A 20,096-nucleotide genomic window follows, 5' to 3' on the forward strand; every position below is an offset into this window, starting at 1 on the left:
ACTTGGAAAAAACGACGGGCGCCCTGAAAGCGCCCGCCGGGGTCTTTGCAACCGCTTAGAAAGCGGTTTTTAAAGACTTTTTACTTGTCGGCGTCCAGCTTGGCGCGCAGCAGAGCACCCAGGCTGGTAGTACCGGCATTTTCCTTGGAAGACTGTGCCGACAGGGAAGCCATGGCTTCTTGCTGTTCAGCCATGTCCTTTTGCTTGATGGACAACTGGATGTTGCGGGTCTTGCGATCCACGTTGATCACCACAGCAGTCACTTCGTCGCCTTCCTTCAGCACGGAGCGTGCATCTTCCACACGGTCACGCGACAGTTCGGAAACGCGCAGGTAACCAACGATGTCGTCGCCCAGGTCGATTTCAGCACCCTTGGCATCCACAGTCTTGACCTTGCCGGTCACGATCTGGCCCTTGTCATTCACAGTTGCGAATGTGGTGAAGGGGTCGCTGTCCAGCTGCTTGATGCCCAGGGAGATGCGCTCGCGCTCGACGTCCACGCCCAACACGATGGCTTCAACTTCTTGACCCTTCTTGTAGTTACGAACGGCTGCTTCGCCAGTTTCGTTCCAGGACAGGTCAGACAGGTGCACCAGACCGTCGATGCCGGCAGCCAGGCCCACGAACACGCCGAAGTCGGTGATGGACTTGATGGGGCCCTTCACCTTGTCGCCACGCTTGGTGTTCTGAGCAAATTCTTGCCATGGGTTGGCCTTGCATTGTTTCATGCCCAAGGAGATGCGACGCTTGTCTTCGTCGATTTCCAGAACCATGACTTCGACTTCGTCGCCCAGAGACACGAGCTTGGAAGGAGCGATGTTCTTGTTGGTCCAGTCCATTTCGGAAACGTGCACCAGGCCTTCGATGCCGGGTTCCAGTTCCACGAAGGCACCGTAGTCGGCGATGTTAGTAACCTTGCCGAACAGGCGAGTAGCCGAAGGATAGCGGCGAGCAACGCCCATCCATGGATCGTCACCCATTTGCTTCAGACCCAGAGACACGCGGTTCTTCTCGGTGTCAAACTTCAGGATCTTGGCAGTGATTTCTTGACCAGCTGTCACCACTTCGGATGGGTGACGTACGCGACGCCATGCCATGTCGGTGATGTGCAGCAGACCGTCGATACCGCCCAGGTCCACGAACGCACCGTATTCGGTGATGTTCTTGACCACGCCTTGAACGATAGCGCCTTCCTTCAGGGTTTCCATCAGCTTAGCGCGCTCTTCGCCCATGGAGGCTTCCACCACAGCACGACGGCTCAACACAACGTTGTTGCGCTTGCGGTCCAGCTTGATGACCTTGAATTCCATGGTCTTGTTCTCGTAAGGAGTCAGATCCTTGACGGGACGTGTGTCGATCAGCGAACCGGGCAGGAATGCACGGATGCCGTTGACCAGAACGGTCAGGCCGCCCTTGACCTTGCCAGAAGTTGTACCGGTGACAAACTCGCCGGATTCCAGAGCCTTTTCCAGGGACAGCCAGGAAGCCAGACGCTTCGCTGTGTCGCGGGACAGGATGGTGTCGCCGTAGCCGTTTTCAATCGAGCCGATAGCCACGGACACGAAGTCGCCAACTTGAACTTCGATTTCGCCCTGGTCGTTCTTGAATTCGTCGATTGGCACATAGGCTTCAGACTTCAAGCCAGCGTTCACCACCACGAAGTTGTGCTCAACGCGCACGACTTCAGCGGTGATAACTTCGCCGGGACGCATTTCAGTGCGTTGCAACGATTCTTCAAAGAGGGCGGCAAAAGATTCAGACATGTAGTTCCTTGTCCATTTACAGGTTTCCGACAGCACCATTGCTGCACGTTTTTATGGCTGTAAACGGAGGATGCAGGTAAAACCTGCGGGTTAAAGGTTAGACAGCCGCAGAACCAGTGCACATCAAGCGCGGATGTGGCCTGCGGGCCAAGTTGCCACCTTATGCGCTGCGCGCAAAAGGCTGGCGTTGCTCCCACCAGGCCAACACTTGCTGCACGGCTTGTTCCACCGTGCCTTCTGAGTTGTCAATGTGAAGAGCATCTTCTGCGGGTTTGAGAGGAGAAGCAGCACGATTCATGTCGCGTGCATCGCGGGCCTCAAGATCCGCAACAAGGTCTGACATCCTAGCAGAAAGTCCCTTGGAAATCAATTGCTTGTAGCGACGCTCGGCACGGCATTGGGCAGTGGCGGTCAAATAGACCTTCAAAGCCGCGTCCGGGAAGATGGTGGTGCCCATGTCGCGACCGTCTGCGACCAAGCCGGGCAGCTTGCAAAAATCACGCTGAACTTGAAGCAAAGCCTCGCGCACAGGCGGGAAAACAGAGACTTTGGAGGCATTCATGCCTGCTGCTTCAGTGCGAATCTCCAGGGAAATATCTTCACCGTCCACCAGTACGCGCTGATCCGGGGTAAAGCTTATGACCTTGCTGCGTACAAGGTCGGCAATGGCTTGGGCATTGCTCTCGGTCAGAGTCAGTCCGGCTTTTGTCGCTATCAGACCAGTGATTCTATACAGTGCGCCGGAGTCCAGCAGATAAAACCCAAGGCGCTCGGCAACGATGGCGGCAATCGTGCCTTTGCCGGACGCAGTAGGCCCATCAATACAGATTACCGGGGCAGGATGGGAAGGCTGGGTCACGCTGAACAAAGCTTCGAAATAGTCCGGGAAGGTTTTACCGACACACTTCGGATCTTCAATGCGTATGGGCAGGCCTGCCGGGTTGAACGCAGCCAGCGAAAAGCACATGGCTACGCGGTGGTCGTCATAGGTGTGGATGCTGGCAGCTTTCCAGTCCTGGGGCGTAGCAGGTGGCGTGATGCGGATATAGTCCGTGCCTTCTTCCACTGCGGCTCCAAGTTTGCGCAGCTCCTTGCTCATGGCCGCAATGCGATCGGTTTCCTTGACCCGCCAGCTGGCTATGTTGCGCAGTGTGGTTGTGCCGTTCGCATATAGCGCCATGGTGCCCAGCGTCATGGCTGCGTCGGGAATGTGGTTGCAGTCCAGGTCAATGGCTTTGAGTGGCCATGCACCACGACGGACGTGGAGCCAATTGGGACCGCTTTCCACTACCGCTCCCATAGCCTGGGCAGCTTCCACAAAGCGGATATCACCTTGAATGGAGTCTTTGCCGACACCCATTACTTTAATGCCATTTTGCCCGTCAAGACTGGCAGAAAGTGCGCCCAGTGCTATGAAATAACTTGCAGATGAGGCGTCTGCTTCTACATAGGCCTCATCAGGTGACTGATAGCTGCTGCCGGCCGCGATGGTGAAACGTTGCCAGTTGTCGTTGTGCACCACAATGCCAAAGCGTGCCAGCAACTCCAGCGTGATGTGGATATAGGGCCTGGAAATCAGTTCGCCAACGACTTCAATGTGCACGGGCTCTTCCTTGGCGATCAAGGGGAGCGCCATGAGCAGGGCCGTAAGGAATTGGCTGGACACATCGCCGCGCACGCGAATGGGCTGGGTCCGGTCCAGTTGAGACAAGTTGGCAGGGCGGATGCGCAGTGGCGGGAAACCTTCGTTGCCCAGATAGTCGATCTGGCAACCCAGCTGGCGCAACGCATCCACCAAGTCGCCGATGGGGCGCTCATGCATGCGCGGCACACCCGACATTTCAAAGTAGCCGTTCAACAAGGACAGCGCCGCTGTCAGTGGGCGCATGGCTGTGCCTGCATTGCCAAGAAACAGCGCGTGCACCTGGCTTGAATTCAGTTGTGCGCCCAAGCCCGTAATGCGCAGGGGGTGTCCGGCAATTACGGAACTGGGTTCTACCACGCATCCAATTTGCTGAAGAGCCTGCAGCATGACGCGGGTGTCGTCAGAGTCCAGCAGGTCATGAATGGTGGTTGTACCTTGGCTCAAGGCTGCCAGCAGCAGGACACGGTTAGAGATGCTCTTGGAGCCCGGAAGTTGCACGCTGCCGCTGGCTGTGGCCAGGTGGGGCAGGTCAAGAAAGGCAGTCTGATACATGTGTAAAGTTTAGGCGACGGTGTCAGTGACCGGCGCTGGTGTAGGGCTGACTTGATTGAAGCGACATTGCGCACGAGCAGCGCTGGCCAGGGTGATCATGTCTTCCAGGGCTTGCGCATCCCCAGCTTGCAGCACCTGCTCAAAGGCTTGCACTGCTTGCTTGAATTGCTGGGCTTGAGCCAGTACTTCAGTCTTGTTGGCCAGCAAAATATCGCGCCACATTTTTGGCTCGCTGGCTGCAATGCGCGTGAAGTCGCGAAACCCGGGGCCTGCAACACTTAAATAGGCGTCGGTATGTTCCTGGTGCGTCACGCTATGCATCATGGCGAATGCCAGCATATGCGGCAGGTGGCTGATAGCGGCAAATGCGGCGTCATGTGTTTCAGGTGACATGACGCGTAACTCGCAGCCCAAGGCTTGCCAGAGCGCCTGGGCCTTGTTCAGATGGCTGGTGAGTGTGCGTTCGGTAGGGGTCAATATAACTTTGGCGCCACGATAAAGTTCGGCATCCGCATGATCCACACCTGCTACTTCCTTGCCTGTGTTGGGGTGGCAGGGGACAAAGCTGGAAATTTTGCTGCCTAAGGCGCGGCGTGCTGCCTGTACCACATCCACTTTGGTCGAACCCACATCCATGATCAGCATTTCAGGGGTCACCAATTGCTTGATGGAACGAAGCGTGTCTTCGGTTGCGCCTACGGGAACGGCCATAAGCACCAAGTCAGCACCGGCTGCTGCCAACAGGGCGGAAGGCGCTTCCAGATCAATCACACCCATTTGCAGTGCACGGGCTGTGGTCGTGGGTGATTTGCTGTAGCCGACTACGCGTTTGACCAGACCTGCCTTTTTCAAAGCCAGAGCAAACGAGCCTCCCATCAGGCCGCAGCCAATCAGACCTAACTGTTCAAACATGAAACTCCCTTATTCCGCTGGGGTAGGGTAGGTGCCCAACACCTTGTAGAAGGCAGACAGGGTCTGCAGCTCTTGCAAGGCTTGCGCAACGTTGGGCTGTGCAGGGTGACCTTCCAGATCGATATAGAAGTAATACTCCCATTGACCAGTGCGAGCAGGGCGCGATTCAAATCGCGTCATGGAGACGCCGTGCTTTTTCAGTGGCACCAGCAGATCATGTACAGCACCAGGGCGATTGGGCACAGAAATGACAAGGCTGGTGGAGTCATTGCCGGTGGGGGCAGGAGTGGGTAGTGTGTCAGGCAGACAGATGACTGCAAAACGTGTGCGGTTATAGGCGTCGTCCTGAATGGCGTGGCTGACGATGTGCAGCCCAAACTGTTGTGCGGCGCGTTCGCTGCTGATGCCTGCCCAGTTGGGGTTCAGTGCGGCGAGACGTGCACCTTCGGCATTGCTTTCAACGGGGCGAAGCTCGGCGTGAGGCAGGTGTTTGCTGAGCCAGGCGTGGCACTGCGCCAACGCCTGAGGGTGCGCAGCCACCACCTCTATGCCTTGCACTGCGTTGCTAGAGCGCAGCAAGTTGTGGCGAATCAGCATGCTGACCTCGCCCACAATGTGGCATGGCGTATTGCGGAACATGTCCAGCGTGCGGTTGACCACGCCTTCGGTTGAGTTCTCTACGCCCACAACGCCATACTGCGCACTGCCTGCGGCCGTGGCATGGAACACTTCTTCAAACGTGTTGCAGTACAGGAAATCTGCTGCCCCGCCGAAATATTGCACGGCAGCTTCCTCGCAGAAAGTGCCTTCAGGACCCAGGACTGCCACACGTTGCGGAGATTCCAATGCCAGACAAGCGGACATGATTTCGCGCCAGATGGCGGCCACATGAGCACCTTTGAGCGGGCCGGGGTTGTTGTTTTTGATCTTCTCGATCACCTGTGCCACGCGGTCGGGGCGGAAGAAAGTAGAGCCTTCCTTTTTCTTCAGCTCACCCACCTGCTCGGCCACATGGGCGCGCTGATTGACCAGTTCCAGCAACTGTTTGTCCAGAGTGTCGATCTGGTTGCGCAGTTGTAGCAACTCGGGGGTGGCTTGGGGTTCTGTGCTCATGGCATCCTCTAAGAGCTGAACTGCTAGCGTGGTGGCATCTGCTTCAGATCGATATCTTCGAATATGCAGATGATGTTCTCGCTGGCAGCTCCGATTTTTTAATTCTTGAATCCGTTGCGACGGCTAGGCGCGCCTGATCAGGCGCTGGTACGTTCGAACTCTTGCATATAGGCCACCAAAGCTTGCACGCCAGCCAACGGCATGGCGTTGTACAAGCTGGCACGCATGCCACCCACCGATTTGTGGCCCTTGAGCTGCAGCAGGCCTGCAGCCTTGGCACCGTTCAGAAATGCCTCATTGCGGCTTTCGTCGCGCAGGAAGAAAGGGATGTTCATGCGTGAGCGGTATGCGACATCCACTTTGTTGACGTACAGCTGTGAATTGTCCAGATAGCGGTAGAACAACTCCGCTTTTGCTTTGTTGCGCGCTTCCATGGCAGCAATGCCGGTCAATGCGCCTTCAGTCTGGCGCTTAAGCCACTGGAAGGTCAGCCCTGCCATGTAGATTCCCCATGTGGGGGGGGTGTTGAACATGGACTGGTTGTCTGCGACGGTTTTGTAATTGAAGGCCGAAGGACAGGCAGGCAGTGCATGACCTAGCAGATCTTCACGCACGATGACGATGGTCAGTCCTGCAGGACCAATATTTTTTTGTGCGCCGCCAAAGGCCAGGCCCACACGGCTCCAATCCAGCGGGCGCGAGGCCACGTTGGACGAAAAATCAATCACCAAAGGTGCGTTGCAGCCCAGGGCTTTCAAGTCAGGCAGTTCCTGGAATTCAACGCCGTGGATGGTTTCGTTGCTGCACAGATGGACATACTGTGCATCGTTGCCAATGTTCCAGCTGGAAGCCTCGGGTACGGTTGTAAAGCCCGAAGCTTCGCCCGAAGCAGCCAATCGATTATTGGCATACTTGCCAGCTTCTTTGTGCGACTTTTGGCTCCAGCTGCCGGTAACGACAAAGTCCACGGCGCCACCCTTGGATAGATTCAGCGGAACGATGGCGTTTTCGGCCAGTCCGCCGCCTTGCATGAACAGAATCTTGAAATTCGCGGGTACGGCCAGCAGCTCACGCAGATCGGCTTCAGCGGCTTCGTAGATGCTGATGAATTCTTTGCCGCGATGGCTCATCTCCATCACGCCCATGCCCGAGTCACCCCAGTTGAGCATCTCGTCGGCAGCTTGTTGCAGAACTTCTTCAGGGATCGCAGCGGGGCCTGCGGAGAAATTGAATGGGCGGCTCATTGTTATTGCAGTCAAAAACATGGGCTAGGACGAAATGCATTCGCGCTAGCAGCTATCAAAAAAGCGATCTTAGGTGAAAAAACACCCCACGGCTTGCGCGGTGGGGTGTCGTTCTTTTATTGCTCGGTGTTGGTGTCCGGTGTTTCGCTGTTGCCGGTTTCCGTTTCGCCTTCACCGTCTCCTGCTGCGGCATCGTTTTCTGCAATGCGCTGCAGACCAATGAGCTTGGCGCCTTCATCCAGGCTCATCAGTGTCACGCCCTGTGTGGCACGGCCCATTTCACGGATCTCTGCCACGCGGGTGCGCACCAGCACGCCCTTGTCGGTGATGAGCATGATTTCGTCTTCGGCACTGACCAGCGTGGCTGCAACCACCTTGCCATTGCGCTCGGATTGCTGGATGGCAATCATGCCCTTGGTGCCTCGGCCATGGCGGGTGTATTCGCTGATATGGGTGCGCTTGCCGTAGCCGTTTTCAGTAGCTGTCAGCACGCTTTGGCTGCCAGGCTCGATGTTGCCGGTGCCATCATCGGCTTCGGCTACCAGCATGGCGATCACGTTTTGGGTTTCGTCGATGTTCATGCCGCGAACGCCGCGTGCGTTGCGGCCCATGGGGCGCACATCGTTTTCGTCAAAGCGCACGGCCTTGCCACCGTCGCTGAACAGCATCACGTCGTGCTTGCCATCAGTCAGTGCAGCGCCAATCAGGTAGTCGCCTTCATCCAAGCCTACGGCAATGATGCCAGCCTTGCGAGGGTTGCTGAACTCGGTCAATGCTGTCTTCTTGACAGTGCCCATGCTGGTGGCCATGAAGACGTAGTGATCTTCAGGGAAGCTGCGGTTGTCACCGGTCAGTGGCAGCACGACGTTGATCTTTTCACCTTCCTGCAGCGGGAACATGTTGACGATAGGGCGGCCACGCGAGTTACGCGAACCAGAAGGCACTTCCCAGACCTTGAGCCAGTACATGCGGCCACGGTTGGAGAAGCACAACAGGTAGTCGTGTGTGTTGGCAATGAACAGCTGGTCAATCCAGTCGTCTTCCTTGGTTGCGGTGGCTTGCTTGCCGCGACCGCCGCGCTTTTGGGCGCGGTATTCGGACAATGGCTGGCTCTTGATGTAGCCGGTGTGGGACAGAGTCACCACCATATCGGTAGGTGTGATCAGATCTTCGGTCGACAGATCCTGGGCGCTGTACTCAATGGTGGAGCGGCGTGCGCCTACCTTGCTTTGGCCAAACTCGGCTTTCACGGCACTCAGCTCATCGCCAATGATGACGGACACGCGCTCTGGCTTGGCCAGGATGTCCAGCAGGTCTTCAATGGCAGCCATGATGTCGCGGTACTCGGCAACGATCTTGTCTTGCTCCAGGCCGGTCAGGCGCTGCAGACGCATTTGCAGAATTTCCTGCGCTTGCGTCTCAGACAGTCGGTACAAGCCATCCTGACCGAGGCCAAACTCTTTCTCCAACGACTCGGGGCGGTAGTCGTCAGCGTTGACGGAAGAGCCATCTTCGCGAGTGCGGGTGAGCATTTCGCGCACCAGCTTGCTGTCCCATGACTTATCCATCAGCGCTGCCTTGGCCACAGGTGGTGTGGGGGCGTTACGAATGATTGCAATAAAGTCGTCGATGTTGGCCAGCGCAACAGCCAGACCTTCCAGCACATGACCGCGGTCGCGGGCCTTGCGCAGCTCAAACACCGTGCGGCGAGTCACTACTTCACGGCGGTGCTGCAAAAAGACCTGAATCAGATCCTTCAGATTGCACAGCTTGGGCTGACCATCAACCAGAGCCACCATGTTCACACCGAAGGTGTCTTGCAACTGGGTCTGCTTGTACAGATTGTTCAGCACCACTTCTGGTACCTCACCCCGCTTGAGTTCAATCACCAAGCGCATGCCAGACTTGTCAGACTCATCCTGGATGTGGCTGATGCCTTCGATGCGTTTTTCGTGCACCAATTCAGCCATGCGCTCTTGCAATGTCTTTTTATTGACCTGATAGGGTAGCTCGTCAACGATGATGGCTTGGCGCTGGCCGCGATCAATGTCTTCAAAGTGCACCTTGGCGCGCATCACGATGCGGCCGCGGCCTGTGCGATAGCCTTCCTTGACGCCATTGATACCGTAGATGATGCCGGCAGTAGGGAAGTCGGGCGCGGGCACGATTTCCATCAGGTCGTCAACGCTGGCATCTGGGTTGCGCAGCAGGTGCAAGCACGCATCTACCACTTCGTTCAGATTGTGCGGAGGGATATTGGTGGCCATGCCCACTGCAATGCCCGCAGAGCCATTGACCAGCAGGTTTGGCAGGCGCGCAGGCAGGGTCAGGGGCTCGCTCTCGGAACCGTCATAGTTGGGGCCGAAGTCCACGGTCTCTTTGTCGATATCGCCCAGCATCTCGTGGGCGATTTTGGACAAGCGGATTTCGGTATATCGCATGGCCGCTGCGCTGTCACCGTCGACCGAGCCAAAGTTTCCCTGGCCGTCGACCAGCATGTGGCGCAGTGAGAAGTCTTGCGCCATACGCACAATGGTGTCGTATACCGCGCTGTCACCGTGTGGGTGGTATTTACCGATCACGTCACCAACGATACGCGCCGACTTTTTATAGGGCCGGTTCCAATCATTGTTGAGCTCGTGCATTGCATACAGCACGCGCCGATGCACAGGCTTCAAGCCGTCACGCGCATCAGGGAGGGCGCGTCCCACAATCACGCTCATGGCGTAATCAAGGTAGCTGCGGCGCATCTCCTCTTCAAGGCTGATAGGCAAAGTTTCTTTGGCAAACTGGGTCATGTAGTTGTGCAGGGTTATGCAATGACGACGAAGTGGACCATTTTAGATGCAATGCAATGTTGCTAGTTGACAACAACTAATCGGCATTACGCTTTTGTCCTACCTTCAGCCAACGCTCCAGCACGCCATTCGAATATTCCGTATGGCACAATGATTTCAGCGTTCTTGGTGATGGTCACTGATGACGTCCATGAATTTCGCAGCTCGACTGCGGCTTAATCCCCAAGAGGAGAACCATGAAGAAACTGAACAAAGTAGCGATCCTGTTTGCAACCGCAGCTCTGGCAACTGCTGCTGGCGCCCAAGTTAAGGCTGCTGACGGTGGTAAGACTATCGACAACTGGCAAAACGGCACAGGCGAGCTGGTCTGGAAAAATGGCACGAATGAACTGTGCTGGCGCGATGCTAACTGGACACCTGCTACAGCTGCCGAAGGCTGCGACGGTGCTCTGGTTAAGGCTGTAGAAGCTGCTCCTGCTCCTGCTACCCCTGCTGCACCAGCTCCCGTAGCTACAGCGTCGAAGGTGACTTTTGCTGCTGATGCTTTCTTTGACTTCGACAAGTCCGTTCTGAAGCCAGAAGGCAAGGCTAAGCTGGACGATCTGGCATCCAAGGTTCAAGGTATCAACCTGGAAGTGATCGTTGCCGTGGGTCACACCGACTCCGTGGGTTCCGATGCTTACAACCAGAAGCTGTCTGAGCGTCGCGCTCAAGCTGTGAAGGCTTACCTGGAAGGTAAGGGCATCGACAAGAGCCGTGTGTACACAGAAGGCAAGGGCGAGAAGCAGCCTGTTGCTGACAACAAGACCCGTGAAGGCCGCGCACAAAACCGTCGCGTGGAAATCGAAGTGGTTGGTACCCGCAAGTAATTCTTAGAGATTACTTTTAAAAGAAAGCCCCGTTCACGGGGCTTTTTTGTTTCTCCAAGCAAGTCGTAGCACAATTGCTTCCATGACCGATTCGATCAATGTCGATCCAGCTGAGCTGGAAAAATTCTCAAGTCTTGCCCATCATTGGTGGGATATGGACAGTGAGTTCAAGCCTTTACATATGATTAATCCGCTGCGTTTGGGGTGGATTGATGAGCACATATCCCTTAGCGGTAAAGATGTGCTGGATGTGGGCTGTGGCGGAGGTATTTTGGCTGACTCCATGGCACGCAAAGGTGCAAATGTATTAGGCATTGACCTCGCAACGAAGTCATTGCGCGTGGCGCAATTGCACGCGCTGGAAACAGGTACTCCGCATATCCAATATCGTGAAGTGGCTGTTGAAGCGTTGGCAGTGGAACGTCCGGCGAGCTTTGATGTTGTGACCTGCATGGAAATGCTGGAGCATGTACCGGATCCTGCATCTGTGGTACGAGCCTGCGCCACCTTGGTTAAACCTGGTGGCAGGGTGTTTTTTTCGACGATCAATCGAAATGTCAAAGCCTTCGGTCTGGCAATTGTGGCGGCTGAATATGTGTTGAAAATGCTACCCAAGGGTACGCATGAGTTTGATAAATTTATCAAACCCAGCGAGATGGCTGCATTTTGTCGACAAGCGGGTTTAGTGGTCACGCACTCCAAAGGCTTGCAACACAATCCATTGACCGGGCGTTATTGGCTAAACGAAGACTGCAGCGTGAATTACATGCTTGCCACTCAGCGACCAATCCAATGAGTTTGCTGCACGATAACATTGGTGCTGTCCTGTTTGATCTTGACGGAACCTTGCTGGACAGCGCTCCTGACTTAGGTTTTGCGGCTAATCAACTGCGTTTGGTACGGGGGATGGAAGCGCTGTCGCAGTCTCACTATCGCCCTTTTGTCGGTACAGGCGCGCGAGGTATGTTGCGAATTGCACTGGGTGTGACAACAGAGGCAGAAGATTTTGAAGCGCTGAAAGAAGAGTTTTTTGTGGCCTATGAACGATGCATGGGTCGGCACTCTAGGCTTTTTGCGGGCGTTCCTGAACTTTTGAACGCTCTACAAGAGCGTGGCATTGCCTGGGGCGTGGTTACCAATAAGTCTGAGCGCTTTGCCTTGCCGATTGTTCAGGGCCTAGCTGAGCTTTCTGCGGCGCACACTGTAGTTTGCGGTGATACAACGGCGTATTCCAAGCCTCATCCTGCTCCCTTGATTGAGGCGGCCAAACGCATTCATATTCAGACAGAGCGTTGCATATACGTCGGAGATGATGAGCGAGATATGGTGGCAGCCCATGCTGCAGGCATGAAATCTGTAGCAGCAGCCTATGGATATCTTGGGGGCGTCGAGTCCGTGGATGTATGGAAACCGCATGCCATCATCAAATCACCCAGCGAACTCACGCAATTGCTAGGATTGAATTAGAATATCGTTTATGGGGCTGTCCTGGTTTCGACGTGGGTTCGGGATCAGCGTGGTGCATGTCGAGCTTGAGTGATGCTCGTAAATCTCCATTCAAAAAACTAACTGCAAACGACGAACGTTTCGCACTCGCCGCTTAAATCCGGTGAGCCTTGCAACAGCACGCTGATGGGCTGGGCAAAGGGGTAGTAATACCTCTCGGCTGCAAGGGAATTTTCATCAGCTGGCTTTGTACCGGGCACCTTGGTACCGAGCGAGATCCAAGGGGGCTGGCCTTGTTAGTAGCGTGTGTCTGCGCGGCTGACAGGGCGAGATTTAAATCAGAACACTAAACATGTAGATCTGCCTGACGAAGGCTTGCGGACGCGGGTTCAATTCCCGCCAGCTCCACCATCCACTACAAGGCCACACAATGAGAAATCACTGTGTGGCCTTAATTTTTGCCCGTTTTCTTGTGCTTAGTGGTGCTGCATTCACACCGATTTCACACGAGATTCACACCGGAATTCGCACGGTATTCGCACCGATCACTTTGCGAGTTGGGCTGCTGGCTTGGGCTTTTGGAAGTCTTCACGAATGAACTTGCCATAGGTTCTGAAGACCATCTCCACATCCTCATGACCCAGCTGGCTAGCTATGTACCAAGGATTGGCACCAGCAGTCAGCATGGTTGAGGCGTAGGTGTGCCGGATTTGATAGGGATTCCGGTACTTGATCCCGGCACGCTCCATGATGGGCAGCCATGCGGTCTTACGGATTTGGGCATCTGTAGACCATGGCGCCAAGGTGCGTGGGTTGAGAAAAACACGCTGGCCACGTTTGATACTGATGGGCTTTTGTGCGATCAGAGCCGCTACAGCATCTGCATTTAGATCCACAACTCGCAGCCCTGCAGCGGTTTTGGGGCTCTTGATCACGCCTGCGACCTGGTTCAGTTCAATCTTGGCGGTGGCATTCTCAAGGTCTATGTGCTTCCACTCAAGAGCTTGAAGCTCTCCTGGACGAAGCCCTGTGTTGAACCAGAACTGAAAAGTGGGGCGTTCATCATCCCGGCAGGCGGCCAAAATGGCCTCACGCTCTGACTGCGAGAATGGCTCAATAACGTAATCGCTCGACTTGCTGTTCTGTCGTATCAGCTTAGCTAAAGCGATTTGGTCGAATGGATTGCTTACGACAAGCCCATCATTGAGCGCATCCTCGAACATGGAGCGCAAAGGGGTGAGCATGTTTCTTATAGCCTTAGCGGTGCAGTCCATGTTGCTGATCCAGTCTCGCAGCAGGGCGGGAGTGACCTCGTGCAATTCCATGCCGTGCCAGCGCTGCATACGCTCGCCTGTCAGGCTTTTTTTGTAGCCAGCAAAAGTAGCAGGTGACATCTTGCCGTTTTCAACCTGCTTTTGATAGAGCTGCAGTTGCTTATCAAGCAGCTCTTCCATAAGGCTAGAGTTGACGGTTTTCTTTTGGGCTTTGGTGCTTTCGGGGAAATACTCCTGGTAGACGAACTTCCCATCGGCAATTCGCCTCAGTATTTCGCCGCGAAGGTTGGCGGCGTACTGTATAGATGCCTTGTTGATCGGGCAGGGCGGCAGCAGCTCACGACATTGTTTACCTTCCCAGGTAAAGGCCACTTGGATACGTGGCCCTGATGCCATTTGCCGAATTAATACGCCTGTTGGCGTTGGGAAACTTGGTTTCTTATCCATTTGTCAGCTTCCTTCACATTGACATAAAGACGCCTCGCAATCACTGCGCAATGAGTTCCGTCAAGCCATACGCCTTCTTTACGACGCTGATGGACCGCATTCGGTGTGGTACCTGTTAGCTCTTGGTATTTGGAAGCCAGAACCCACTCAGGCTCAATTGAGGATCGCGATTCAGGTGTGTCATTTTTGACAGTTGTGTCGTGGTGTTTCATAGTTCACCCAATAAGAAAAGCCCCGACTTAGCGGGGCTGTGGTTCATCAAAATCAGGAATGGGGGCGCGGCGGTCGCGACGGGTTCGTTTTCGCTTGCTCATTCGTAGCCTTCCATACTCTTGTGGGTGATAAAGAACCCCCAGGCGAGTACAACAAGCGCGATAAAACCGATCATTGCAAGTGCGCGGATGATCCATTCAATTAGCATGTGTACCTCCTTCTGGTGGCTGGGGTGCTGCAGCGAGCATGGCTTGGTACTGCGGCAAGATGGTTAAGCCTGTCTCCCCATCCCACTGCATGAGCGCGCAAAGCATGGCGTCGGTTGGCACCTCTGGCACCGGCTTCCACCCATCCAACACTGCATGAGCGCGGCGCGCTGCTTGCCATGCTGCAAACGCTAGGTCGATCTCATAGCGCGCATAGTCGCCTTCCTGATTGCGAACAAACAACCATTCGAGCGGCACGAGTTGCTCCCTCAAATGCTGCTGAGCCACTATGACCGCCTCAAACTCAGCGCGCTCTTGCTCTGTTGTGTGTGTCATCCCTGCTCCTTTGCTGGATAGTCCTCAATCTCCGGCACACCAAATGAGCACGGCTGGCGATAGTCAGGCCATTTACGACTCGGGTGCATATCAAGCCAAATAAAGCTGCCACACACGTCTATCCAGTGGCGTTCCCACCTCCCTCCGTACCAGCGGCGATACCACTTGAAACGCTGGCCGAGATGGTGCCTAAATGGGAATGAGCGAAATAGATTCATCCCTGCTTCTCCTGGTTGATGCGCGTTGCACGTAACTCTGCGCCGGGTGGGGCGATTAATAGTCCATTCGGGTCGCTTTTAACATCTAGCGGATGACGGGGCTTGCCGTTGAACGGGTTGAAAAGCAGCGGTGCGCGCTGTGCCTGCGCTGCTGCAAGACCCGCGGAGTGCTGCACTTCCTTTCGCAGCATTCCCTCCAGCTCCTGCACGCGTGCATGCAGGCGCTTGAGTTGCGAAGCGATTTCAACCCTCTCTGAAAAACTAAGAATTCCTCGCTTGTTATCCAGCGCTAAAGATGACAACCGAAGCGCCTCTGGCTGCTCTGTGCTTGTGTGTGTCATTGCTTGCCTTTCAGGTTCTCGGCGATCTTCATTTGCTCGCACTCCGGGTGGTATTTGTTGGCAACGTAGTGGATGCCGTTGTGCTCGCTGCGGCGCGCGTACTGCTGGCCCTCGTGGATCGTGGTTTCGCACCACGCGCAGCGGTAGTCTTTGGGGGCTGTGCGGAGGCTGCTCATGGCTTCTCTCCCTGTAGTGGGCGAGCTGCGCTGGTCAGTCGCCACCTGATCTGCCGCACATACGGATAGCTCGGCGCACGCTCGACCAGCCCTTCGCGCGCCATCTTTTCCAGCTCTCGGCGCACAGGCGCGGCATTTCCACGGAAGCCGATCACGTTGGCGATTACGTAGGTCATTTCCCCTCGCAATCGGTACTTGTCGCTGAGGACTTCAATGATCTTTTCACGCATCGCGATCCCCCTTGGCTGCTTGGGTGGCGCGCAGCGCGTTTTCTGATTGAACTCGCAGTGCGTGGCGCGTATGCACATCAACTGGCGTGCCGCAGCTGTAAAGTGGCTTGGGCTGTGAAAGCCATTGAATTCGCTCGCGATGGTTAGCCAAGTTTTCGGCTTCTCGAGCCTCCTGAATTGCCTTTGCGTCCATCACGCACCTCCCTGCTTGGCTTGGGCTGCAATGGCGGCTTCCCGCTTCAATTCACGACTGCACACCGGGCATGCATACCGCGCCTGCGATGGCTCAGGGGTCAGCAATTCATGGGCGCTAGTGGTGAAGTTTTCACACAGGGATTGGCCCGCTCGGTAGTAACACTCGATAGGGCTGCCAAACTTGGCTAGCCACCCCGATACCTGCTTGGCCGCAATGGCAGCATCTACTGCCGCGTCTAGCTCTGACTTTGGGGCGGGTTTGCCACTCAGACGAAGCCCCCAAATCCCTCGACTTGTCTTTGACGCGCAAAAAACTCCAGTCTCAACCAATGCTAGATACCGTGCTGCATCCTGCTCCAGCCCCTGCGGGGTGGGGTGGGTGGCAAGCGCCTCTTGCGTCAGACGCATCACCTTTTGCATCCAGCGGTGCAACACGTCATGACTTAGACCAAAGCTAAGAGCCTCTTCTAACGCGCTGTGGGCCATGTCATCAACGTCAGGTAAATCGACTTCCTGCTGCCCCACTAGCGGTGCTGCTGGCTCTGCAATCTTGTGCAGGCACTGGCCCTTGCGCAGAGATTCAAGCTCTGCCCGCAGGTTGCGAACTGTCAGCTCATAGGCGCGCAGCTCTTGCATGTGTTGCTCGGATTCGGTGCAGTCGCGGCTCTGCATCTTCCGCACAGCCTCGTTGTAGCCAAGCACCCACATGGCTTGGTCGTTCGTATTAAGAAGCTGTGGTGCGTCTTGGATCGCTACTGTCTGCATGTCTGTCTCCAAAATGAGAAAACCCGCACGGTGGCGGGTCTGGTGTTGAACAATTGAATACAAACTACTTGGTAAAGCTTGATCTAAAATTATTGTTAATTCACTTCTTTAGTAATTAAAAATGAAAAAGTTCATGGGCTTGTTTCTGCTGGCTTCGGTCTTAACCGGATGCGCTGTTCACACCCCAAGCGGGTCGGTAGTGGTCGACCCAAGCTTAGGTGGACATGGTCATGGACATGGTGGCTTTTGCCCCCCGGGTCAAGCGAAAAAAGGCAATTGCTAATTCAGTTTCTTATGAAAAGCCCGCATCTGCGGGTTTTTTTATGTGCACTCTCAGGTGCTATTTTCAAATTGACTTAGCTTTTTGAATACAAGATTCAGAATTGTGTGAAGTAGCTATTCGTCGGCAAAGTGGCGCTTGTGGCTGCTGATGGCACGCGGGTGCCGCTGAGTCTGAGTTAGTTGTAGCAATCGCCGTAGCCATCTGAGGATTCCGGGCGGCTGCCCAGCATCTGCATGTTGTCAGCGCGAATCTCAGTTGCGTAGCGCTCTTGACCAGTTGCTTGGTCTGTCCACTTCCGGGTCCGAATCGCGCCTTCCACGTATACCTGAGAACCCTTCTTCAAAAACTGGCCAACGATTTCGGCCAAGCGGCCACCAAAAGTGACCTTATGCCATTCGGTGGACTCTTTGTTCTCGCCGGTGTTCTTGTCGCGCCAGCGGTCTGTCGTGGCGATGGTGACGTTGGCGACCTGATCTCCACTGGGGAAGGTGCGCATCTCAGGATCTCGCCCCAGGTGCCCCACGATGATGACTTTGTTCACGGATGCCATATCTGGCCTTTCATAGTCCCGCCACCTGTCGAGGCGGGTGTGGGTTAATAGTGGATGGCAATGTTTGATACTTTTCCCTGGGCAATCAAAGTAACGGCCAGTTTTGCGCATTCCTCTGACAAGCCACCATCGATGAAGTCGCGCATCGCTTGGCGGTTGAATGCGGCGCGGTGCTCTTTATCTGCTTCGCGGCGCTTTGCCTCGGCTTCTGCGGCAGCTTGCTCTTTGGCTATGCGCTGGCGCTCTGCCTCGGCGGCTGCTGCAACGCGGGCTTCGGCGTCTTTCGCGGCCTGCACTGCGCGCTGCTCGGCTTCCAGCTTTTCGCGCTCAGCCTTTTCGGCGGCCAGCCTCAGCTCCAGCTCGCGACGTTCGGCGGCTGCTTTGGCCTCGGCTTCTCGCTTGATGGCGGCTTCATGTTCAGCCTTGGCTTGGGCTTCTGCCTCTTGCTTGGCGCGTTCAGCAGCTTCACGGGCAATGCGCTCTTCTCGCTCTTTTTGCTCGCGTTCGGCGGCTTCGGCGCGCAGGCGGGCAAGTTCCGCCTGCTCAGCCTCGTAGGCTTGACGTTTGACCAGGGCAGTGTTTAGCGATTCCAGTGCAGCAGCTTTTGCGCGATGCGCTTCCGATTCGTACTCTTCCCAGCTTTCATTGACTGGCAACGATTCCAGCTCGGCAATCGCGCCAGCTATGTACACGGCCTCTTGATGCTCGAACTGAGCAGGACGACCATTGATCCGTGCTAGGGCATCGCGGTGCTTCTGAATACGCGCCTCTTCGGCTTGCTCCCACTCGGTCAGTGGGCGGCGAACATCATCCTTCCACTGATCCAGAATGTCGCGCATACGCTTGCGCTCTGCGTCGATCTTCTTTGGCACATCCTTCAAATCAGCCACAAGCTTTTTGCCAACATCGTCCAACGCTGTCTTTGAGCGTGCTACTTTATGAGCAATGGAAGCGATGGCATCGCGGCCCTTCTTTGTGCTTACATCAGGTGTGAAGGCGTCAATCTCAGCCTTAATTCGCTCTAAGTAGGGGTCAAGCCCAGCAGGAGTTGAGAACACTTGCAGGGCAGTTTCTGCTGGTGGAAGAGTTACGAGTTCTGTAGTCATGCTGCGTTCCTGAAATTCTTGATAAGGTCAACTTCTTCCAGCACTTCTTTGCTGAAGGTCTTGATGGCTTGCTCCAGCTTGACGATGTAGTCGCTGTCGCGTTTGATGCGCCGCACAATCAGCTGTGCGTTCTCCGGGAAGTCCGGGTGGAAGCTCACGAAGTCCCACCAGTCGCGTCCAGTTACCCACATGCAGCCTTGGATCTGTGCTGTGTAGGTGCTTGGTTCTGCTGGCATGGATAGGTAGGTGGCGTGCGTGCTAGCCTTGGGGCACTTGATTTCGACGCCGCCATCAGCATCAATCAAGCCATCTGGCGAAACCCCGCAGGGCAGGGTGTCGTGCAGGCAAAAGCCCACCTCATCCACAAAGTTACCGCTGTAGGCTTCATACAGGGCGCGGGCGATGGGTTCTCGCTCCGTGCCAATCTGCATGTCCGCGCTGGTAAATGCTTCCACTTGCTTGCCAGTGACAATCTCCAGCGCAAGTTGCACGGCGTAGGCTTTGCGGGTTAAGCCATTGCCGCCAGCCAGCACATCTGCAAAACGGCTTCCAGTGGCTTTGCCCAGGCGGGCAGCGAACCATTCAGGCGATTTTTGTTCAGCCGTGATGATCTGCATTTGAGGCTCCTTGTTTGGCAGCGTGTGCCAAGTCCAAGCGATGCTGTGCAACCGCCTCTTTGAATTTGGCGTGCGCAGCTAGATTCTTAGCGAATTTGCTGTTGTGGTCTTTCCAGTACTGCAAGGCATCCGCATCAGTCTTGGTTGTGAGTGCGGCAGCAATGTAGCCATCCGCTTCAGAGTCGGCAGAACGATCAGGAGGCGGATTCCCGTCCGTGTCATCGCCACCTTCAGCCACGCCGCAGATAGCCTTCAGCGTGTAGCGCTCCAAGTAGGTCTTGGTGCTTGCGCGTGCCTGCAGTGCATTCTTTGCGCCGCCAGTGTCTGGAGCACCGCCCATGCTTACGCTTTCGCTATGTCCAGAGACATGCTTGAGGGTGCATGTGACCTCCATCCAGTCCTTGTCATCGCGGGTTAGCTTCCAAGAAGCGCTTAGACCGTGACTTGACAGGGCAGGGGTCACCGCGTCAACAACATCATGCAGTTCAGCGTAGCTCTTGCCTTTAAGGGGGCCGTCCGTGACTGTTCGCCCCTTCATGATGTGAACGGCCTCTGCTTTGAATGCAGCAAAAGCAGCGTTGTATGCCTTCTCGGCCTCCTTTTGCTCCCAGCGATCCTGCAAGTCCATCATCTTCTCGATCTGTTCCAGACTGGCGCCTTGAGCCATTGCGGCCATCATCATTCCTGCAGGGGAGTTGATGGGCAGGCTTTGCGACTGCATCTGCGGGAGATGGTTTTGCTCAGCTGCTGGTGCTAATTCCAAAGCAGCGCTCTCATATGTGGTTTTTGCATTCATA

Annotated in this window: 19 protein-coding genes, 1 other RNA gene and 1 pseudogene; 4 read left to right on the forward strand and 17 right to left on the reverse strand. The window is 55.5% G+C overall.

Going from position 1 to position 20,096, the window contains the following annotated elements:
- Window positions 1-80: 80 nt before the first annotated feature.
- The 6 genes from rpsA to gyrA all read right to left on the reverse strand — a co-directional run bounded on the left by rpsA (window position 81) and on the right by gyrA (window position 10,027).
- On the reverse strand, window positions 81-1,763 hold the full coding sequence (rpsA, locus tag QEP11_RS04200) for a 30S ribosomal protein S1 (RefSeq protein WP_284335378.1): 1,683 nt from the start codon (window positions 1,761-1,763) through the stop codon (window positions 81-83).
- Between the two features lie 160 nt (window positions 1,764-1,923).
- Window positions 1,924-3,960 carry a bifunctional 3-phosphoshikimate 1-carboxyvinyltransferase/cytidylate kinase gene (locus QEP11_RS04205; RefSeq protein WP_284335379.1) on the reverse strand — a complete coding sequence of 679 codons (2,037 nt, stop codon included), beginning with the start codon at window positions 3,958-3,960 and terminating at the stop codon, window positions 1,924-1,926.
- A 9-nt stretch (window positions 3,961-3,969) separates the two neighbouring features.
- The gene (locus tag QEP11_RS04210) at window positions 3,970-4,872 is read right to left on the reverse strand and encodes a prephenate dehydrogenase (protein WP_284335380.1); all 903 of its coding nucleotides are present in this window, start codon (window positions 4,870-4,872) and stop codon (window positions 3,970-3,972) included.
- Window positions 4,873-4,881: 9 nt separating this feature from the next.
- Entirely contained in the window at window positions 4,882-5,985 is a 1,104-nt protein-coding gene (pheA, locus tag QEP11_RS04215) for a prephenate dehydratase (protein WP_284335381.1), read from the reverse strand.
- Window positions 5,986-6,122: 137 nt separating this feature from the next.
- Window positions 6,123-7,229: a 3-phosphoserine/phosphohydroxythreonine transaminase gene (gene serC / locus QEP11_RS04220; RefSeq protein ID WP_284335383.1), complete on the reverse strand. Its 1,107-nt coding sequence runs from the start codon at window positions 7,227-7,229 to the stop codon at window positions 6,123-6,125.
- A gap of 116 nt (window positions 7,230-7,345) precedes the next feature.
- On the reverse strand, window positions 7,346-10,027 hold the full coding sequence (gyrA, locus tag QEP11_RS04225) for a DNA gyrase subunit A (RefSeq protein ID WP_284335385.1): 2,682 nt from the start codon (window positions 10,025-10,027) through the stop codon (window positions 7,346-7,348).
- A 236-nt stretch (window positions 10,028-10,263) separates the two neighbouring features.
- Between gyrA and ompA the strand changes: the two genes are divergently transcribed.
- The 4 genes from ompA (at window position 10,264) to ssrA (ending at window position 12,753) form a co-directional block, all read left to right on the forward strand.
- Complete coding sequence (ompA, locus tag QEP11_RS04230) at window positions 10,264-10,896, forward strand: outer membrane protein OmpA (RefSeq protein WP_284335387.1); 633 nt, start codon at window positions 10,264-10,266, stop codon at window positions 10,894-10,896.
- An 82-nt stretch (window positions 10,897-10,978) separates the two neighbouring features.
- Entirely contained in the window at window positions 10,979-11,692 is a 714-nt protein-coding gene (gene ubiG, locus QEP11_RS04235; RefSeq protein WP_284335388.1) for a bifunctional 2-polyprenyl-6-hydroxyphenol methylase/3-demethylubiquinol 3-O-methyltransferase UbiG, read from the forward strand.
- On the forward strand, window positions 11,689-12,363 hold the full coding sequence (locus QEP11_RS04240) for an HAD-IIIA family hydrolase (protein ID WP_284335389.1): 675 nt from the start codon (window positions 11,689-11,691) through the stop codon (window positions 12,361-12,363). Before ubiG ends, QEP11_RS04240 begins: the two co-directional genes overlap by 4 nt.
- Window positions 12,364-12,375: 12 nt before the next feature.
- Window positions 12,376-12,753, forward strand: a transfer-messenger RNA (tmRNA) gene (gene ssrA / locus QEP11_RS04245).
- A 134-nt stretch (window positions 12,754-12,887) separates the two neighbouring features.
- Here the strand turns inward: ssrA and QEP11_RS04250 are convergent.
- The 11 genes and pseudogenes from QEP11_RS04250 to QEP11_RS04300 all read right to left on the reverse strand — a co-directional run bounded on the left by QEP11_RS04250 (window position 12,888) and on the right by QEP11_RS04300 (window position 20,095).
- The gene (locus QEP11_RS04250) at window positions 12,888-14,063 is read right to left on the reverse strand and encodes a site-specific integrase (RefSeq protein ID WP_284335390.1); all 1,176 of its coding nucleotides are present in this window, start codon (window positions 14,061-14,063) and stop codon (window positions 12,888-12,890) included.
- A 410-nt stretch (window positions 14,064-14,473) separates the two neighbouring features.
- Window positions 14,474-14,818, reverse strand: coding sequence for a hypothetical protein (locus QEP11_RS04255; RefSeq protein ID WP_284335391.1), 345 nt, complete (start codon window positions 14,816-14,818; stop codon window positions 14,474-14,476).
- A gap of 214 nt (window positions 14,819-15,032) precedes the next feature.
- On the reverse strand, window positions 15,033-15,377 hold the full coding sequence (locus QEP11_RS04260) for a hypothetical protein (RefSeq protein ID WP_284335392.1): 345 nt from the start codon (window positions 15,375-15,377) through the stop codon (window positions 15,033-15,035).
- Entirely contained in the window at window positions 15,374-15,553 is a 180-nt protein-coding gene (locus tag QEP11_RS04265) for a hypothetical protein (protein ID WP_284335393.1), read from the reverse strand. Before QEP11_RS04265 ends, QEP11_RS04260 begins: the two co-directional genes overlap by 4 nt.
- Window positions 15,550-15,729 carry a hypothetical protein gene (locus tag QEP11_RS04270; protein WP_284335395.1) on the reverse strand — a complete coding sequence of 60 codons (180 nt, stop codon included), beginning with the start codon at window positions 15,727-15,729 and terminating at the stop codon, window positions 15,550-15,552. The genes QEP11_RS04265 and QEP11_RS04270 overlap by 4 nt, the downstream gene beginning before the upstream one ends.
- 46 nt (window positions 15,730-15,775) lie before the next feature.
- Window positions 15,776-15,976: a hypothetical protein gene (locus tag QEP11_RS04275; RefSeq protein ID WP_284335396.1), complete on the reverse strand. Its 201-nt coding sequence runs from the start codon at window positions 15,974-15,976 to the stop codon at window positions 15,776-15,778.
- The gene (locus tag QEP11_RS04280) at window positions 15,976-16,743 is read right to left on the reverse strand and encodes a hypothetical protein (protein ID WP_284335398.1); all 768 of its coding nucleotides are present in this window, start codon (window positions 16,741-16,743) and stop codon (window positions 15,976-15,978) included. The genes QEP11_RS04275 and QEP11_RS04280 overlap by 1 nt, the downstream gene beginning before the upstream one ends.
- Before the next feature lie 470 nt (window positions 16,744-17,213).
- A pseudogene (gene ssb, locus QEP11_RS04285) lies at window positions 17,214-17,576 on the reverse strand (single-stranded DNA-binding protein); the annotation flags it as partial.
- A gap of 44 nt (window positions 17,577-17,620) precedes the next feature.
- Window positions 17,621-18,682 carry a coiled-coil domain-containing protein gene (locus tag QEP11_RS04290; protein ID WP_284335399.1) on the reverse strand — a complete coding sequence of 354 codons (1,062 nt, stop codon included), beginning with the start codon at window positions 18,680-18,682 and terminating at the stop codon, window positions 17,621-17,623.
- Window positions 18,679-19,299 (reverse strand): lambda exonuclease family protein, encoded by a 621-nt coding sequence (locus QEP11_RS04295; protein WP_284335400.1) that lies wholly within the window; start codon window positions 19,297-19,299, stop codon window positions 18,679-18,681. Before QEP11_RS04295 ends, QEP11_RS04290 begins: the two co-directional genes overlap by 4 nt.
- Window positions 19,280-20,095 (reverse strand): ERF family protein, encoded by an 816-nt coding sequence (locus QEP11_RS04300; protein ID WP_284335401.1) that lies wholly within the window; start codon window positions 20,093-20,095, stop codon window positions 19,280-19,282. Before QEP11_RS04300 ends, QEP11_RS04295 begins: the two co-directional genes overlap by 20 nt.
- Between the last annotated feature and the right edge of the window lies 1 nt (window position 20,096).

It is taken from the genome of Comamonas halotolerans (genome assembly GCF_030162935.1).
In the GTDB taxonomy this organism is placed as follows: Bacteria; Pseudomonadota; Gammaproteobacteria; order Burkholderiales; family Burkholderiaceae_C; genus Comamonas; species Comamonas halotolerans.

Excerpts from the sequence above, each read along its gene's own strand:
- pheA (WP_284335381.1), bottom strand. The coding sequence starts at position 5,985 with ATGAGCACAGAACCCCAAGCCACCCCCGAGTTGCTACAACTGCGCAAC.
- QEP11_RS04210 (WP_284335380.1), bottom strand. The coding sequence starts at position 4,872 with ATGTTTGAACAGTTAGGTCTGATTGGCTGCGGCCTGATGGGAGGCTCG.
- QEP11_RS04240 (WP_284335389.1), top strand. The coding sequence starts at position 11,689 with ATGAGTTTGCTGCACGATAACATTGGTGCTGTCCTGTTTGATCTTGAC.
- QEP11_RS04280 (WP_284335398.1), bottom strand. The coding sequence starts at position 16,743 with ATGCAGACAGTAGCGATCCAAGACGCACCACAGCTTCTTAATACGAAC.
- QEP11_RS04290 (WP_284335399.1), bottom strand. The coding sequence starts at position 18,682 with ATGACTACAGAACTCGTAACTCTTCCACCAGCAGAAACTGCCCTGCAA.
- QEP11_RS04300 (WP_284335401.1), bottom strand. The coding sequence starts at position 20,095 with ATGAATGCAAAAACCACATATGAGAGCGCTGCTTTGGAATTAGCACCA.
- QEP11_RS04295 (WP_284335400.1), bottom strand. The coding sequence starts at position 19,299 with ATGCAGATCATCACGGCTGAACAAAAATCGCCTGAATGGTTCGCTGCC.
- QEP11_RS04270 (WP_284335395.1), bottom strand. The coding sequence starts at position 15,729 with ATGACCTACGTAATCGCCAACGTGATCGGCTTCCGTGGAAATGCCGCG.
- QEP11_RS04260 (WP_284335392.1), bottom strand. The coding sequence starts at position 15,377 with ATGACACACACAAGCACAGAGCAGCCAGAGGCGCTTCGGTTGTCATCT.
- QEP11_RS04265 (WP_284335393.1), bottom strand. The coding sequence starts at position 15,553 with ATGAGCAGCCTCCGCACAGCCCCCAAAGACTACCGCTGCGCGTGGTGC.
- QEP11_RS04255 (WP_284335391.1), bottom strand. The coding sequence starts at position 14,818 with ATGACACACACAACAGAGCAAGAGCGCGCTGAGTTTGAGGCGGTCATA.
- QEP11_RS04275 (WP_284335396.1), bottom strand. The coding sequence starts at position 15,976 with ATGGACGCAAAGGCAATTCAGGAGGCTCGAGAAGCCGAAAACTTGGCT.
- ompA (WP_284335387.1), top strand. The coding sequence starts at position 10,264 with ATGAAGAAACTGAACAAAGTAGCGATCCTGTTTGCAACCGCAGCTCTG.
- QEP11_RS04205 (WP_284335379.1), bottom strand. The coding sequence starts at position 3,960 with ATGTATCAGACTGCCTTTCTTGACCTGCCCCACCTGGCCACAGCCAGC.
- QEP11_RS04250 (WP_284335390.1), bottom strand. The coding sequence starts at position 14,063 with ATGGATAAGAAACCAAGTTTCCCAACGCCAACAGGCGTATTAATTCGG.
- serC (WP_284335383.1), bottom strand. The coding sequence starts at position 7,229 with ATGAGCCGCCCATTCAATTTCTCCGCAGGCCCCGCTGCGATCCCTGAA.
- rpsA (WP_284335378.1), bottom strand. The coding sequence starts at position 1,763 with ATGTCTGAATCTTTTGCCGCCCTCTTTGAAGAATCGTTGCAACGCACT.
- ubiG (WP_284335388.1), top strand. The coding sequence starts at position 10,979 with ATGACCGATTCGATCAATGTCGATCCAGCTGAGCTGGAAAAATTCTCA.
- gyrA (WP_284335385.1), bottom strand. The coding sequence starts at position 10,027 with ATGACCCAGTTTGCCAAAGAAACTTTGCCTATCAGCCTTGAAGAGGAG.